This is a genomic window from Alcanivorax sp. (assembly GCF_017794965.1).
Lineage (GTDB): Bacteria > Pseudomonadota > Gammaproteobacteria > Pseudomonadales > Alcanivoracaceae > Alcanivorax.
Window position 1 is genome coordinate 2141329 of record NZ_CP051240.1, and the last position, 14458, is coordinate 2155786.

16 protein-coding genes are annotated in these 14458 nt (G+C 59.0%); 4 read left to right on the forward strand and 12 right to left on the reverse strand.

What is annotated here, in order from left to right; genetic code table 11:
• From HF945_RS09520 to rpoE, 4 genes are read right to left on the reverse strand one after another with little or no spacing between them, the layout of a single operon-like run.
• Nucleotides 1-480: a SoxR reducing system RseC family protein gene (locus tag HF945_RS09520; RefSeq protein ID WP_290522378.1), complete on the reverse strand. Its 480-nt coding sequence runs from the start codon at nt 478-480 to the stop codon at nt 1-3.
• Nucleotides 480-1445, reverse strand: coding sequence for a MucB/RseB C-terminal domain-containing protein (locus HF945_RS09525; RefSeq protein WP_290522379.1), 966 nt, complete (start codon nt 1443-1445; stop codon nt 480-482). Before HF945_RS09525 ends, HF945_RS09520 begins: the two co-directional genes overlap by 1 nt.
• Nucleotides 1446-1448: 3 nt before the next feature.
• Nucleotides 1449-2021: a sigma-E factor negative regulatory protein gene (locus HF945_RS09530; protein WP_290522380.1), complete on the reverse strand. Its 573-nt coding sequence runs from the start codon at nt 2019-2021 to the stop codon at nt 1449-1451.
• A gap of 4 nt (nt 2022-2025) precedes the next feature.
• Nucleotides 2026-2610 (reverse strand): RNA polymerase sigma factor RpoE, encoded by a 585-nt coding sequence (gene rpoE / locus HF945_RS09535; RefSeq protein ID WP_290522381.1) that lies wholly within the window; start codon nt 2608-2610, stop codon nt 2026-2028.
• Nucleotides 2611-2906: 296 nt separating this feature from the next.
• Here rpoE and nadB point away from each other — a divergent pair, with 296 nt between their 5' ends.
• Complete coding sequence (gene nadB, locus HF945_RS09540; RefSeq protein WP_290522382.1) at nt 2907-4505, forward strand: L-aspartate oxidase; 1599 nt, start codon at nt 2907-2909, stop codon at nt 4503-4505.
• Between the two features lie 387 nt (nt 4506-4892).
• On the opposite strand, the gene HF945_RS09545 is transcribed toward nadB, so the two are convergent.
• On the reverse strand, nt 4893-5285 hold the full coding sequence (locus tag HF945_RS09545) for a hypothetical protein (protein WP_290522383.1): 393 nt from the start codon (nt 5283-5285) through the stop codon (nt 4893-4895).
• The gene (locus HF945_RS09550) at nt 5251-5553 is read right to left on the reverse strand and encodes a succinate dehydrogenase assembly factor 2 (protein ID WP_290522384.1); all 303 of its coding nucleotides are present in this window, start codon (nt 5551-5553) and stop codon (nt 5251-5253) included. The genes HF945_RS09545 and HF945_RS09550 overlap by 35 nt, the downstream gene beginning before the upstream one ends.
• Before the next feature lie 64 nt (nt 5554-5617).
• Here HF945_RS09550 and HF945_RS09555 point away from each other — a divergent pair, with 64 nt between their 5' ends.
• Nucleotides 5618-6556, forward strand: coding sequence for a folate-binding protein (locus HF945_RS09555; RefSeq protein ID WP_290522385.1), 939 nt, complete (start codon nt 5618-5620; stop codon nt 6554-6556).
• 377 nt (nt 6557-6933) lie between these two features.
• Here the strand turns inward: HF945_RS09555 and HF945_RS09560 are convergent, their stop codons facing one another.
• The 4 genes from HF945_RS09560 to HF945_RS09575 form a co-directional block, all read right to left on the reverse strand.
• On the reverse strand, nt 6934-8049 hold the full coding sequence (locus HF945_RS09560) for an enoyl-CoA hydratase/isomerase family protein (RefSeq protein WP_290522386.1): 1116 nt from the start codon (nt 8047-8049) through the stop codon (nt 6934-6936).
• A gap of 574 nt (nt 8050-8623) precedes the next feature.
• The gene (locus tag HF945_RS09565) at nt 8624-9067 is read right to left on the reverse strand and encodes a phasin family protein (protein WP_290522387.1); all 444 of its coding nucleotides are present in this window, start codon (nt 9065-9067) and stop codon (nt 8624-8626) included.
• Nucleotides 9068-9226: 159 nt separating this feature from the next.
• Nucleotides 9227-9553, reverse strand: coding sequence for a hypothetical protein (locus HF945_RS09570; RefSeq protein ID WP_290522388.1), 327 nt, complete (start codon nt 9551-9553; stop codon nt 9227-9229).
• Nucleotides 9553-10773: a hypothetical protein gene (locus HF945_RS09575; RefSeq protein WP_290522389.1), complete on the reverse strand. Its 1221-nt coding sequence runs from the start codon at nt 10771-10773 to the stop codon at nt 9553-9555. Before HF945_RS09575 ends, HF945_RS09570 begins: the two co-directional genes overlap by 1 nt.
• 232 nt (nt 10774-11005) lie before the next feature.
• Here HF945_RS09575 and HF945_RS09580 point away from each other — a divergent pair, with 232 nt between their 5' ends.
• Nucleotides 11006-11755, forward strand: a complete 750-nt coding sequence (locus HF945_RS09580; protein WP_290525405.1) for an SCP2 sterol-binding domain-containing protein — start codon at nt 11006-11008, stop codon at nt 11753-11755.
• 479 nt (nt 11756-12234) lie between these two features.
• Here HF945_RS09580 and HF945_RS09585 read toward each other — a convergent pair whose 3' ends face one another.
• Nucleotides 12235-12561 carry a hypothetical protein gene (locus tag HF945_RS09585; protein ID WP_290522390.1) on the reverse strand — a complete coding sequence of 109 codons (327 nt, stop codon included), beginning with the start codon at nt 12559-12561 and terminating at the stop codon, nt 12235-12237.
• Between the two features lie 195 nt (nt 12562-12756).
• Here HF945_RS09585 and HF945_RS09590 point away from each other — a divergent pair, with 195 nt between their 5' ends.
• Nucleotides 12757-13476 (forward strand): diguanylate cyclase, encoded by a 720-nt coding sequence (locus HF945_RS09590; protein ID WP_290522391.1) that lies wholly within the window; start codon nt 12757-12759, stop codon nt 13474-13476.
• Here the strand turns inward: HF945_RS09590 and cmoB are convergent.
• A complete protein-coding gene (gene cmoB / locus HF945_RS09595; protein ID WP_290522392.1) occupies nt 13456-14427 on the reverse strand; it encodes a tRNA 5-methoxyuridine(34)/uridine 5-oxyacetic acid(34) synthase CmoB in 972 nt (323 codons plus the stop codon). The genes HF945_RS09590 and cmoB overlap by 21 nt on opposite strands.
• Nucleotides 14428-14458 lie beyond the last annotated feature (31 nt).

Genomic DNA, 14458 nt, shown 5'->3' on the forward strand with positions numbered 1-14458 from the left:
TTATTTTTTGAGAGGTTGGACCTGTATCACCTGGCAGCCATCATCCCCTGGCGGCACCAGCGCAGGTTGATAAGCCTGATTATGGCCACTTCGATGGCTCATGACACGGTTAATCACGAAACCGGCCAGCAGACCGCCCATACCGAGAAGGGCTGAGGCGTCCACCGCCGTGACAGGCAGAGAGGCGCCGATCAGAGCGCCAAGAAACAGTAGCAAAAGAGGAAGGCCGTACACCCAGAGGGCACCCCGCATCAGGGCACCTTCCGGCAGCCCAAGGGTAACCGTATCCCCCACCTGATACGCAGAGGTATCCGCTTCGGGAACCCGCAGTCGGGCCCGCTGCCCCGACTGCTGTTGGTTGATCATATGATGACCACAGGCTGAACGCGCCTTGCAGGCGCCACAGGTTGAGGCTCGCACTGTTTCTACCCAGACAGCGTCCGGGGCCACAGCCACCACCACCCCCTGCTCATAAATCATCAGTGACGGGCGTCCCTGACACTGACCCCCTGAATCACGCGTTCCGCCGTGGTCTGGGGAACCTCGCCCACCAGGGTGATCAGATAGTTGCCACTGGGCGCGGCAAGACGGCGGCTGACGGCAACGGTGGGCCCTACCCGGCTCACCCCTTCCTCAACCGCTCCCTCTCCCACGGTTTCCACAAACACCGTGAACGCGGCGAGACCGTCTGAATAGCCCTGGGCGGCAACCGGCTTGCGCTTGCCATCGCCACTGCGCCAATCCTGATCGGCCGCTTCAAACCCGGCAGGCAGCCACGCGGATTGTACCCGCAGCTGGCTTGCCTCATGGTCACTGGCCACCGGTTGCAGTTCATTCTGGCCTACCGCGGCAGGCACCTCGAAATCGGCCAGGGTCAGCGACGGGTTCAGGTCCAGGCTGACAAACTCAACCCGCTCCAGCGCCACGCCACTGCCGTCCACCACCTCGGATTTGAGCAACAACCGGGAAGCATCATCCAGCCATAGTCGGTAGCCATAGCGATGGGTATCCAGGGGAGCAACACGAACCCGGGTAGCGGTGCGACCGGCCACTCGGCCGTCACCATCCACCAGAATGTTGTATTGGGCGGGCACATCATCGGCCAGACGCTGGGCAAGCCCCATGGGCCCACCTTGCGCTTTCTGCATCCGGGTCAAACTGCGGTCCGGGTGCACACATATGACCTCATCACCGCGGCGGAGCACTTCCACCAGGCGGCCATCAAGATGGGTAAGTCGCTGGTATTCATTGCCGTCAATCACTGCATGACTGACTTCCATGGTGCTCACTTCAGCACCGAATTGGTAAAGAAAGCGGCCGGTGTATTCAAGAGAGCGATTGGCCTGGGACATGGCCTGGAGCTGGGCGTGCGCTGGCGATACTTCCGCCAGCGCCGGCACAGGGGCAAGCAGGGTCAGGGAAAGGGCAACAACACGCAACTTCATCCGTTATTTGGCTCCGCTACGGGCATCCATACTTACCAGACGAGCAAAAGGCATCATCCCCTGGCCACTGTTGCGGGCAGCAAAATCACTGTGACGCAGCAGCATTTCATTCACCCGCGGCGAAGCGGAGACCGGCGTGGTAGCCGCTGCCGGCGTCGCGCCAAAGGACTGGGACACCAGCGATGCTTCAGCAAAGGGACGGTTCAAACGGGTGTCCTGGGCGGCGGCCAGTGCCGGCGTGGCGTCAGCGCCCCCGGACACATTGCCTTCCCAGGTCTGCCAGCCCACCACTGTCGCTGCGGCCACAGAAGCGGCCACGGCCAGCCGGGCCATACCGCCCAGCCAGGCAGGACGCTTGGCGGGTGCACCTTCGGCGGACAGTGCCGCCGACAGGCTGGCATTGAAATCCGCAGGCACCGCCACGGATGAATGACCATGCATGACATCCTGGGCCAGCTGCCATCGGGACAGCGTATCCAGTTCTGCATTATCGATATCACGCATTACACGACGGGTTTCCAGCTCGCTGGTTTCACCATCCAGAAATGCGGACAACGTTTCCAAATCCCTGTTCATACACTCACCCTTTCTCGCCTCGCTGCGTGCCCAACAGAGGGCGAACAGCCGTATCAATCGCTTCCCGCGCCCGGAAGATGCGCGAACGCACCGTACCGACCGGACAGTCCATCACTTCCGCAATGTCCTCATAGCTGAGGCCCTCAAACTCACGGAGGGTAACAGCCGTTTTCAGCTCTTGGGGCAGCTCCTCGATGGCCGAGTGAATCACTGCCTCCAATTCTTCTGACAACACCAGAGACTCCGGGGTTCCAATTTCATGCAGCATTTCTGCCCCGGCGTACTGTTCAGCCTCAGCGGCATCCAGGTCTGAACGGGGTGGACGCCGACCAGCGGCCACCAGATGGTTCTTGGCGGTATTCACCGCGATACGGTAAAGCCAGGTGTAAAAGGCACTGTCACCCCGAAAGCGGGGCAGCGCACGCCAGGCTTTGATAAAGGCTTCCTGAGCCACATCCTGCACTTCATCCGGGTCACGTACATAACGGCTGATCAGCGCAAAGATACGTTGCTGATACTTGCGCACCAGCACCTCAAAGGCGCGCTGGTCGCCGGATTTGGCTTTCTTGACCAACTGTTCGTCTGACACCGATCCCCCGGATCTATCGCGAAATGCGTAATTCTGTGGACGGTCGGTTTCCCGACCTCATAACCCACTATTGTAGCAGTTGTTATTGCCACGGCCACACTCCATGCATTGGAGGCCGTTGATTTACAAGCATTTCACATTACGTGCACAATTCCAGACCCTTTGTGACCCGGACCGCACGCCAGAGTTCCACGATCCCCGGGAGAATTTTCCGCTTCGTCATTTCCGTCATTTAGTCGTCACCCGGTTCGCCGCTATACTGGCGCGGTTTTCAGGCCATTCACACAGGACATCCCATGGCTACCTACCGACACGATGTACTCATTATTGGCTCCGGCGCCGCCGGACTCACCGCTGCCCTGCGGTTGCCCGATGAGTGTCAGGTTGCCCTTCTCTCCAAGGGAGAGCTGACCAGCGCCAGCACCTACTACGCCCAGGGCGGCGTGGCAGCCGTGCTGGACCAGCAGGATTCCCTTGAGAGCCATGTGGCCGACACCCACGTGGCCGGTGCCGGCCTGTGCCATGACGATGCCGTGCGGTTCACCGTGGAAAATGGCCCGGATGCCATTCGTTGGCTAATCGACCTGGGGGTGGATTTCACCCGCCTGGATGCGGGCGATGACGGCAGCACCCTGCCCTACCACCTGACCCGCGAAGGGGGCCATAGTCACCGCCGCATCATTCATGCCGCCGATGCCACCGGCAAGGCCATCTCCAGCACCCTGATCGGCCAGGTGCGGCAACGGGACAACGTGACCCTGTTCGAGCACCGGGTGGCTGTAGACCTGATTCTGCAGGAGCATGCAGGAGAAAAACGCTGCTGCGGCGCCTATATCCACAACATCAAGACCGGCGAAACCGATGTGGTACTGGCACGCTCCGTGATTCTCGCTACCGGCGGGGCCTCCAAGGTCTACCTCTATACCTCGAACCCGGATGTGGCCACCGGTGACGGCATTGCCATGGCCTGGCGAGCGGGGTGCCGGGTGGCCAACATGGAATTCATGCAATTCCATCCCACCTGTCTCTACCACCCAAAGGCCAAGAGTTTCCTGGTCACCGAAGCCATTCGGGGCGAAGGCGGCCACCTGTTGCTACCGGATGGATCCCGGTTCATGCACCGCTTTGACGATCGCGGCGAACTGGCCCCCCGGGACGTGGTCGCACGGGCCATTGACCATGAAATGAAACGCCTGGGTGCCGACTGCCTTTATCTGGACATCAGCCACAAGCCCGCCGACTTTATTATTGAGCACTTCCCCACCGTCTATGCCAAATGCCTGCAATTGGGCATCGACATCACCCGTGACCCCATGCCGGTAGTCCCCGCCGCTCACTACACCTGTGGCGGTGTCATTATCGACGAGCACGGCCAGACCGACCTGCCCGGCCTCTATGCCATCGGCGAAACCAGCTTCACCGGCTTGCACGGTGCCAATCGCATGGCCAGCAACTCGCTGCTGGAATGCTTTGTCTACGGCAAGGCCAGCGCCGACCACATCAGCGCCCACCTGAGTGACCTGCCGCAGCCCCGTGATGATGCAGAATGGGATGATTCCCAGGTGACAGATTCCGATGAAGACGTGGTGATCAGCCACAACTGGGATGAGCTGCGTCGCTTCATGTGGGATTACGTGGGGATTGTGCGAACCGACAAGCGCCTGCAGCGGGCGCTGCACCGTGCCGAATTGCTGAAGAATGAAATCACCGAGTACTACAGCAATTACCACATCAGCAACGACCTGCTGGAATTGCGCAACCTGGTAGTGATCGCCGAATTGATCATCCGTTCGGCCATGCAGCGTAAGGAAAGCCGTGGCCTGCATTTCATGCGCGATTACCCCGACAGCATGGAAAGCCCGGTGGATACGGTGCTGGTGCCGGGGAGCTTTTAGCACGTCCCCCGCAGAAGCCCGCCTGCACGCAATCCGAGCCTCAGCGGTGGAGGTATTGATGTAGGAGCGGTCGTTCGACCGCGATCCGAGCCTAAGCGAGGAAGTGAGTGTCGAGTTACGAGAAGCGAGTTGCGAAGATCAAACCCCGAACCCACAGCCGGTTTCAGGTTTTCGAAACTCGGCACTCGCCTCTGGAATCCGTACCTCGCTTGGGCTCGGATCGCTCAGGCAAGCTGAGCTCCTACAGGTCAGACTATAGCTGTAGGAGCCCAGCTTGCCTGGGCGAATCGGGCCGCTAAAGAAACCACCCACCTCCAGGAACTTTTGGCCTTTCCTGATCCAATCGAGCGTAGCTCATAGCTCATAGCTCATAGCTCATAGCTATTATTATTTCACCCGATTCAGCCAAAGCCACTGATAAATCGGTTGCAGCTGTTCCCGTGGGGCCTGATCCTCGAACAGATTCAGCCACCCGGCGGGCGTCTGCATGGCCAGCCAAGGCCCCAGCCGGATTACGCGCCCCGGCGACGTGATGACCTGCACCTCATCCGCCACCACCGTGAGCACATTGTCACACAGCTGTAGCTGGCGAATCTGGGGCAGCCGCCAGCGGTATAGACACGCTGCGATGACCAGCAACAACAGACCCTTACCCCACCAGGGCCAACCCACCAGCCCCACCACCGGCAACAGACACGCCCCGGCCAGCCAGGGAATCCGGCGAAAATACCGGGACTTGACCAGGTTAACGTTTACCGTGGGCGACCAGTTTGAGGACATGCTTCACGTACTCTCGCATTTCGTCATCCGCGGGCTCACTGCGATAGGTGAACCACTCGAACATATCCGCATCCTGGCAGGCCAGCAGCGTTTCGAAACGTGCCTGATTGTCCGCACTGTCCTCATCAAAGTGATCATCCAGATAGGCATACAGCACCACCTCCACCTCGGAGGCACCACGCCGGCACTGCCAGCGGTATTTACGTTTCAGCTCTTCGTTGCTCATGAGATCCAGATCCGGTGTATGACTTTCAGACTGCGCGCGCATTATCTATCATGCCCGCTGAATTCTCGACACTTGATCCCGATTGGGTAAGCCCCACAGGAGTCTCATGAGCTGGTCCGCCTTTCTCGACACGCAATCTCTGCTTCCAACGGCCGACACCCCCTGGCTCGCTCCCGTTGAGCACCTCACCGTCGTGCGCGCACGGGGCGAGGAAGCTGATCACTATCTGCAGGGCCAGCTTTCCTGCGACCTGCGGGCTGTGGATCAAGGCGCCCACCTGACCGGCATGCACCTGAGCCTCAAAGGACGCGGCCTGGTCAGCGTCCGCGTGGTGCGTGACGGTGATGATTACCTGATGCTGACACCCGACGGAATGGGGGAGGCCCTGATAAAGTCCCTGATGAAATATCGCCTGCGCGCCAAGGTTGAGTTTGAACAGTTGGAGGATCTGGCGGTCATCATGCTGGGCGGCGAACTCGCCCCTGATCTGCCCGCACCGGGGCAGAGCCTTCGCACCCCTGAAGGGCTGTGGCTGCGTTACCCTCATACAGACCATGCACTGCTTCTGGTTGAAGCAGGCGAAGCAGAAAACCGCTGGCAGACGCTTTCTGAAGGGCGCAATGCGGTGACCCCCAATGGCCCTGTACTGGCTGATATCGAAGCCGGAGAAGGCATGGTCTACCCGGGCGCAGAAGACCTGTTCTTGCCTCAGGTGCTCAATTACGACGTGACCGGCGGGGTCAACTTCAAGAAAGGCTGCTATACCGGCCAGGAAGTGGTGGCCCGCATGCACTTCAAAGGCAAGCTCAAACAGCGCATGCAACGGGTGGACTTCACCGCCGACCTGGCCCTGCAACCTGGCGAAGTCCTCCGCGATGGCAACGGCAAGGCAGCAGGCGAAGTGGTCATCAGCGCCAACACCCGCAACGGCGGAGCAGCGCTGGTGGTGCTGCGCCGTGACACTGACGGTGTGCTGTACAAGGACGACACCCCCCTGGACAGCCAACTCAATGAACTGCCCTACCCCCTGCCCTGGAAAGATTGAATTGATGCCTGATGCCTGATGCCTGATGCAAAAAGGCCCGCCCAGTAAACCGGGCGGACCTTTTTGCATCGGTAAAACCCTCGCTATACCCCGCTGTAGGAGCCCAGCTTGCCTGGGCGATCCGAGCGACAGCGAGGCAAGGATTCCAGAGCCGGGTTTCGAGTACCGAGTCTCGAAGATCAAAAGACAACAACCAAGCACGAGGTTTGAGGTTTTGCCTTTCGAAACTCCTTACCTCGCCTGGGCTCGGATCGCCTGCAGGCAGGCTCCTACAGCGGCTTCGTAGAAATGCAAACCCCGGGAACTTTCCCGGGGTTTTCTATCGAATCGAGCTATAGCTCATAGCTCATAGCTCATAGCTCATAACTCATAGCCCCTCACCCCTCCCCGAGTGACGCCAGTGGGTGGACGGGGGCCGGACAGTCGAAATACCTGTCAATGTAATCCCGTGGCACATCAGCGATGCTGCGGTGACGGAAGCCCGGCTTGCCATCCTTGTCGATCAACAAGGCACGCACCCCTTCGCGGAAGTCACCGTGCAGGGAGCACTGTACCGCCAGGCACCATTCCATGCGGAACACCTCTGCCAGGGACAGATAAGTAGACCGGTCCAGCTGCTCCCAGACCAGGTGTGCGGTTTGCGGACAGCCCTTTGCAAGGGTACCCAGCGCACGATCCAGCCAGCTGTCCCGATCCTTGGCAGACAGCAACTGCTCCACGACTACCTGCAGACTTTCCCCGTCACAGAGGCTGTTGATCAGTGGCAGATGGTCGGTCAGCGGATGCGCCAGTGCACTCATGTCCGCCTCGTGCTGCTTGAATACGCGGTAGAGCACCGCCCGGTTATCGCGGGCTTCCGGCGAGAAGTGTTGCGCCGCCAGCGCCGCCAACAGGGCATCCGCATCCCCGTCCACCATGCGATCTGCCAGCCCAACGTCCACCGCTTCACGGCCGTTGATGTGAACACCAGTGAGCCCCAGGAACAACCCGGCTTTACCCGGCAACCGGTTGAGGAACCAGCTCCCGCCCACATCCGGGAAAAGGCCAATGGTGATTTCGGGCATGGCCATCTTCGAGCGCGGCGTCACCAGCCTGAAGTCCGCCCCCTGCAGCAAGCCCATGCCGCCGCCCATGACAATCCCGTCACCGAAAACCACCACCGGGATACGCGAGCGATGCAGACGGTAATCCAGTGCATATTCTTCTGCGAAATACTGTTCAGTAAACGGGTTTCGCCCTTCCCCGGCATGCTTCACCATGGATTTGTGCATCTGCACAATATCGCCACCAGCACAGAACGCCTTGCCACCTGCACCGTCCAGCCACAGCGCCACAATATCGTCCCGCTGCTCCCATTCATCCAGCTTGGCAGACAGGGCCTGAATCATATCCAGCCCCAGCGCATTCAGCGCCTTGGGCGCGTTCAGGGTGGCACGGGCAATCACCTGCCCACAGGCAGTCGGCATTTCGGAAAACAACACACAATCAGACACTTTCTCTCCAAAGCCAAAACGGCATCCATGAATGCTCAGGGATACTAACAAAGGGACGCAAAGCCTTCATTGGTGATTTGCGACGGTTGAGCGCCTGATGCCTGATGCAAAAAGGCCCGCCCGGTAAACCGGGCGGGCCTTTTTGCATCGGAAAAGACTCGCTAGAGCCTGCTGTGGGAGCTTGCCTGCAAGCGATCCGAGCCTAAGCGAGGCAAGGATTCCAGAAACCCCTCCCGAAGAGCAAACCCTAAACCCTCTCGATGCTTCTGGTTTTGCCTTCCGAAACTCGCTTCTCGCAACTCGAAACTCATCACCTAACCAAGGCTCACAGCGCCTGCATGCAGATTATTCGCTCCGCTCACCCCCGCACTACGTGCGTTACTCCGCTGCGCTACGTTCCCACAGCGGCTTCGTAGAAATGCAGAGGCCCGGAAGCGTTCCCGGGTTTGCGTGTTGCATGTTGCGTGAAGCATGATGCAGCCGCGTAGCGGCCAAAAAAAAACGGGTACCCAAGGGGGTACCCGTCGAAAGACACCACTAGGGGTTAGCGGTGTGCGCTACAACACTGGTTGGATTACTCGGGCTTCTTGCGCGAGCGTTTTGCCGGGGGCGCTTTTTCTTCAGCGCTGTCCAGAGCCTGCGTCAGCTCCAGCACCCGTTGTTCGAGCTCTTCGACCTCACGCTTGTTGGGCAAGCCCAGGCGGGACAGCGCCTTGTTCAAACGATCATCAAAAGCCCTTTCCATTTTTTCCATGGTTTCGCCGGTGTGGTGGCGAACCCGTTCCTTGATCTCTTCAACCCTGGACTCTGTCTTGTCCTTGGTCTGCTTCTCCACTTCACGCCCCGCTTCAACGAGGGCGTCGAAAAAGCCGCTTCCCTCTTCTTCAGCGCGAGCGAAAGCGCCCAGACCGGCGAGCCAGATCTGGTGGGTGTACTTGCGTATATCTCTGGAAGCACCGGTGAGTGCTTTCAGCGGGTTTACGCGACCGTCTTTATCGTTCTGATTTTCATCGGACATAGTCCAAACTCCCGAAGGCAATTCCACGAGCGAATGCAGCGGGAACAACACACAACATCATCAACGCGTGGGTGAATTATAAGAGAGGAAATAGCGGGGAGCCGAAGAGTTGTCGAACAATCCGGCATATTTTGTTTATGTGATCAATTTCTCAACGATTCAGCGATCCAGATCATCGTCCGGGTCATCCGGCGGCGGCCGTCTGGCACCACCGATCAGGCCCATTCCCCGCGCCAGATCCCGGGTCCTGTCGCGAAGCACTTCACGGGGTCGGCCAGTCAGCAGATCCATGAACCGTTTTCGGAGGTTTTCTTCCAGGCGCTGCGCCCCTTCTTCAAGGCGCCGATCAATCTTGCGCTCCACTCTTGGGGCAACCACATAGTGCCCCAGAATCGCCACCAGTATCAGCGTCAGGATAGAGGACGCGCCGGCTGCAGCGAACAGCAACCACCCGAGGGTGGCAACGTCGATCTGCAGCCCTTCCATTACGCGGCCCCGAACATGACCAACAGCTGGAACAGACCGGCCATGGCACCCAGAAAGCCACCCACCACAATCAGGATCCATTCATCTTCCTGGAAGGCCGGACGCAACAGATCCTGGAATTCTTCTGAACTGAGCGCCTGCATCCGGTCGGACATGATCTTCTCCACCAAGGCCCCACGCTCCCGGTTGAACCCCTGATCTTCAAAGGGTTCCACCGCCAGATCCACGGCTTTCTCTTCCACTGCCTTCTTCAGATCCGCATACCCTTCCGGGCCCACGGTCAGCTGGGCGGCAGTACGCACCACCCCGCCGTTGAGCAGAGGCTTGAGATGACGCTTGATCAATGCCTTGGTGCGGTCTCCGCGAGGGCCATTAACCACCTGGTACATGATGTTGCGCAGCGTGATCACTTCCTCAGTAGAGAGACGGGCAAAGGTCTCTGCCACATCTTTCTGGCGTTTGAGGAACAGGCCCTGAATGCGGAACGGCCCGACTTTCACTGGATTGAGAGGACGGAAGATCAGGTTCAGGGCCAGCCAGTTAGTGGCCACACCCACCAGAAAACCGAACAGGGGCAGCACCCAGTTTTCCGGCATCAGGATAAATACCGGCACCTGGATCAGGCCAAACAGGAAACCGAAGTAGAGCCCGGAATTGGTTACGAAGCGGAATTCCGGATCACCCACCTCACGGAACATCTGCACCATCAACTGTTTATCTTCCGCCATCTGTACGGTGACCATGTGCTTCATGTCCACCAGGCTGTCCAGATTACGGCTGATATCATCCACCACGCTGTCCATCACCGACGGGATAGCCCGGCGGGCACGGCTGTAGACACGCTTGCGCACCAGCAGGGGCAGGTTTTCCCACAGCACGGCATTGCGCTCGGTCATGACTTCGTCGGTGTATTCTTCGATGCGACCCTGGATCGTGCGGGTCAGGTGGGCGGCGATTTTTTCAGGCTCCATCTCCCGAAAAAACTCATCCAGACTACCCAGCTTGGACAGCGCCTTGTCGACAACAATGCCGGCCATCTTTTCCACTTTGGACGGGATGATCCCCTGCCAGCCAAAAAATGGCCGAATCCCCATGAATTCCAGGGGATAAAAGGTCATCTGAACCGCCATCCAGTTGGTAGTCCAGCCTACTGCACCAGCGATAAAAGGAATACTGACGTACTTCCAGAAATCCGGGTACGCAAGCAACGATTCCAGCATTTATAAACTACTCCCCTCCAAGGGCTGCCGCAGAGTAACAGGCGCGGCAGAATGTAAACAGGTTGCGCATTCACCCATCCCGGTCAAATAAGTCAATGTTGTCTTGTTATGAAAATGCATAGTATAGGGAGCCGGGTTTCCAAATATAAGCAAGATAACGTAATTTTTGGCAACTGTAAGAAGACCGAACCAAACAAACCGGTCGCATTTAGAACAGGAACCGTCATTGCCCATGGCCCAAACCGGTAGCTTTCCACAATTGATTGTGTTGGGGGGATTGGAAAGTGCGCTCAATCAGGCGCTCACTGCAACCCCCTCAGGACAGCAGTATCTGGCGGATTTGCACGGCACAGTGGTGCGCATCCGCGCCGAACGGCCCATGTGGGTACTGTATGTGCTGATCTATGAAGATGGCATCGAACTGCTGCCCGAATACGAAGGCAACGTGGATGTGCGTATCCGCGGCCCATTGGGAGGGATGCTGCACTGGTTGTTCTCCAACACCCCACTGGACGAGCAGGAAGAGCTGCGGGTGTCTGGTCACGAAGAGCAGATTCGCCAACTGACAGTACTGATCGAACAATTCAGCCTCTGGCCGTTGGTACGCAACTGGCTGGATGACCATGTGCGGCTCAAGGAGCTGCTCGCCGTCCTGCGCCGTGAAGACCCGGTGTGGCTGGAAAAGCTGTCCTCATTGCCGGAGCAGATGGGCAAGCTGGCCGAGCAGGTGGCCCACCAGCAACTCCTCCAGGAAGATATCCTGGAAGAACTGCAGCAGATGCGGGGAGAGTTGCGCCGCAACCGCAAGATGGATTTATTCTTCACCCTGACCGGCACCCTGCTGGTGTTGCTGTCGGTGCTCAAGGCCGCGGACCTGTGGAGTGTCACCTGGCATGCCCTGCAAGAGGATGTGCTCTCCCTGGCCATGCTCAGCCTGGGTATTGCCTGCCTGGTCGCCAGGCTGCTGCCGGCAAGAACTTAGGCATCATTGCAACTTGGCACAAAACGGGGGAAGCCACCTCCAATGTGGGAGCTCTCTGTGCTCGTCAGGGTATGCTTGCAAGCGAACAGCCACCCCTTCGTCTGCAAGCAGACTCCCACAAAAACCTGGTTCATCGCGGGTTTGCGGGAACCTGCTGCTCCAGCGCTTTACTCTGCCTGAGTGGAATCGATGCCAGGGGGGATTCAGCTTGCTGAACGAAGGGGGGGGGTGTGATCCTGGGTTTTGTTCGCCCCACCAGTGGGCCTCCTAAAACAAGAACAGCAACACTTCGCAATTCGCCCTCAGTGAACTCTGTGCCCTCTGTGGTGAATCCGCTTTTGATCTTTGCGTGCCGCATGTTGCAGCCGCGAAGCGACATAAAATTTACCCCACACCAGTTCAACAGCCCCGCTTTGGCTTTTGATTTTCCTCATAGCTCATAGCTCGAAGCTGCTTTTCAACTCGCTCCTGCTGGCGCCCTAATCTTTCTTGCGCGGCCCACCGCCGAAGATCTGGCCCAGACGCTCACTGACCAATTCGGCGCCAGAACGGGCCAGGCTTCGGCTGGCACCTTCCAGAACCTCTCGGGACGGCAGATTACGCACCCCTTCAACCAGACCGCGCCGCACCCCCTCCTCTACCCGCTCGGAGATCACCTGGGCTGCCGCTTCCACCTGCTCATCCAGTTCCCGCTGCAGCGTATTACGCAGACGCGGCTGGAAATAGAAATGCCCCCACACGGCCACCACCACCAGGGTTAGCAGCGAACTCAGAACCGCACTGGCAACAATTGCGAAAATACTCATGACACCCCTCTGTAAACCCAAGCCTTCACGTCAGCTCCCACATTATCGGTGGAGCAACGTTACAAACCCCGGCATTGTTGTTAAATAAAGTATGCACCAACTGCCAGTACACGAGTGACCGACTAGGATAGTGACCGTGGCAGGACGCCATTCACTTGCAGGGAACGCATCTTACCGCTCTGGATACAGATGCCAATGACTGCCGTGACACCCAAAAAACGTAAAGAAAGTCACACCCCGCTGGCGATTCATCAAGTCTTTTCACTATGCCATCGCCACCAACACCCGGTCAGCCTGCTTGCCATCGAAATGGCAGACCGGGAGAACCTGAGTGCCGACATTGGCGCGTCCCGGATGGACACCCTGTTCAGACGACTCGCCAGCCAACTGCATGCCCTTAAACGCTGTGAAGATCTGCTGATCACTCATGGGAACAGCCACACCCTGCTGATGGTGCTGCCGGCTACCCCCCTGTCCGGCGGCCAGGATCTGGCGCGACGCCTACTCGCACGCCTTGCAGGCACAGAAACCCAGCTGGATGAATTTCAGGTAGAGATCTCGCTGCGAATCGCACTACATGGCAGCGAGCGTCTGGAAAACCCTGATCCACAGCCGCTGATCGAAACCACGCTGGCGCTATTGCAGGGCCAGGTGAAAGGCCAAGTGAAGGAAAAGATAAATGGGCAACCGCTGTTACTGAGCAAGACCGCCAAGCAGGCCCTGGCAGCACCCGGCAAACCGGTTGACGACCTTGTCGCCAACCTGGTCACCCAGGCCACACACAAAGGCGGTCAGGCCCTGCTGGATTCACTCAAGCCGGCCCTGTCCCGGCTGGCCGAATGCGATCGCCTGAAGCTGGTGGACCACCTGCTGAATCTGTCCATCCGGCTGGATTCAAGGCTTTCGCGCCACTAACACGGCCCGGCGGGGGGCCGGGTAACCCTCGCGGGTGCGAGAGGGATCATCAGGGTCAAGAAAATCCGGCAAGGACTGGAAACGCATCCATTCGGTGGCTCGCTGCTCTTCCACCGTGGTGGTCGATTCATCCACACAGCGAATATCCACGAAACCGCAGCGACGCAACCAGATTTCCAGCATAGCCACTGAGGGCAGGAAAAACACATTACGCATGGCCGCATAACGGTCTTCCGGCATCAACGCAGTCCGCGCATCGCCTTCAACCACCAGGGTCTCCAGCACCAACTCGCCGCCCTGGGCCAACGCGCCCTTCAGTTCCAGAATATGGTCCAGGGGGGAGCGACGGTGATACAGCACGCCCATGGACAACACCGTATCAAAGTTCTGCTGCCCTGCAGGCAACTCCTCCATGCGCAACGGCAGGAACCACACCGGCATATCGGGGGCGAACCGCTTTACCGCAAGGTACTGCACCAGGAACAGGATCGTGGGGTCAATGCCCACCACCTGCCGCGCCCCTGCCGCCGCCATGCGCCAGCAGTGATAGCCGCTACCGCAGCCCACATCCAGAACCCGGCGACCGGACAGCGGCGAAAGGTGCGGCGCCACCCGTTGCCATTTCCAGTCCGATCGCCACTCGGTATCCACCGATACCCCGAAGAACTCGAAGGGCCCCTTTCGCCAGGGGATGAGTCCTTCCAGAGCTGCCCTGACCGCCTGCGGTGCCTGCTCCCCTGTCTGCCCGATACGCAGCGCTTCAGCGCCCAGATCACAGTCCGCTGGCCCGGCAGGTAACGCCTCGAGCGCAGCCAGCCAGCGAGGCAAGTCACCATGGGGACGATCCAGCAGGCGCTCCCGGGTCAGGGACATCATGAACGCCAGCGATTCGTCGGCAACGTTGTCGGCCAACGCGGCCTGACAGTCCTGCAGATAGGTAGTCAGATTCATTACTTTGCTCTTGCTGAAGCCGCTGAAACGA

What these genes read in the sequence shown, in the direction of transcription:
- HF945_RS09520 (WP_290522378.1), bottom strand. Translation starts at nt 480, where the DNA reads ATGATTTATGAGCAGGGGGTGGTGGTGGCTGTGGCCCCGGACGCTGTC.
- HF945_RS09525 (WP_290522379.1), bottom strand. Translation starts at nt 1,445, where the DNA reads ATGAAGTTGCGTGTTGTTGCCCTTTCCCTGACCCTGCTTGCCCCTGTG.
- HF945_RS09530 (WP_290522380.1), bottom strand. Translation starts at nt 2,021, where the DNA reads ATGAACAGGGATTTGGAAACGTTGTCCGCATTTCTGGATGGTGAAACC.
- nadB (WP_290522382.1), top strand. Translation starts at nt 2,907, where the DNA reads ATGGCTACCTACCGACACGATGTACTCATTATTGGCTCCGGCGCCGCC.
- HF945_RS09545 (WP_290522383.1), bottom strand. Translation starts at nt 5,285, where the DNA reads ATGTCCTCAAACTGGTCGCCCACGGTAAACGTTAACCTGGTCAAGTCC.
- HF945_RS09550 (WP_290522384.1), bottom strand. Translation starts at nt 5,553, where the DNA reads ATGCGCGCGCAGTCTGAAAGTCATACACCGGATCTGGATCTCATGAGC.
- HF945_RS09555 (WP_290522385.1), top strand. Translation starts at nt 5,618, where the DNA reads ATGAGCTGGTCCGCCTTTCTCGACACGCAATCTCTGCTTCCAACGGCC.
- HF945_RS09565 (WP_290522387.1), bottom strand. Translation starts at nt 9,067, where the DNA reads ATGTCCGATGAAAATCAGAACGATAAAGACGGTCGCGTAAACCCGCTG.
- HF945_RS09570 (WP_290522388.1), bottom strand. Translation starts at nt 9,553, where the DNA reads ATGGAAGGGCTGCAGATCGACGTTGCCACCCTCGGGTGGTTGCTGTTC.
- HF945_RS09575 (WP_290522389.1), bottom strand. Translation starts at nt 10,773, where the DNA reads ATGCTGGAATCGTTGCTTGCGTACCCGGATTTCTGGAAGTACGTCAGT.
- HF945_RS09580 (WP_290525405.1), top strand. Translation starts at nt 11,006, where the DNA reads ATGGCCCAAACCGGTAGCTTTCCACAATTGATTGTGTTGGGGGGATTG.
- HF945_RS09585 (WP_290522390.1), bottom strand. Translation starts at nt 12,561, where the DNA reads ATGAGTATTTTCGCAATTGTTGCCAGTGCGGTTCTGAGTTCGCTGCTA.
- HF945_RS09590 (WP_290522391.1), top strand. Translation starts at nt 12,757, where the DNA reads ATGACTGCCGTGACACCCAAAAAACGTAAAGAAAGTCACACCCCGCTG.
- cmoB (WP_290522392.1), bottom strand. Translation starts at nt 14,427, where the DNA reads ATGAATCTGACTACCTATCTGCAGGACTGTCAGGCCGCGTTGGCCGAC.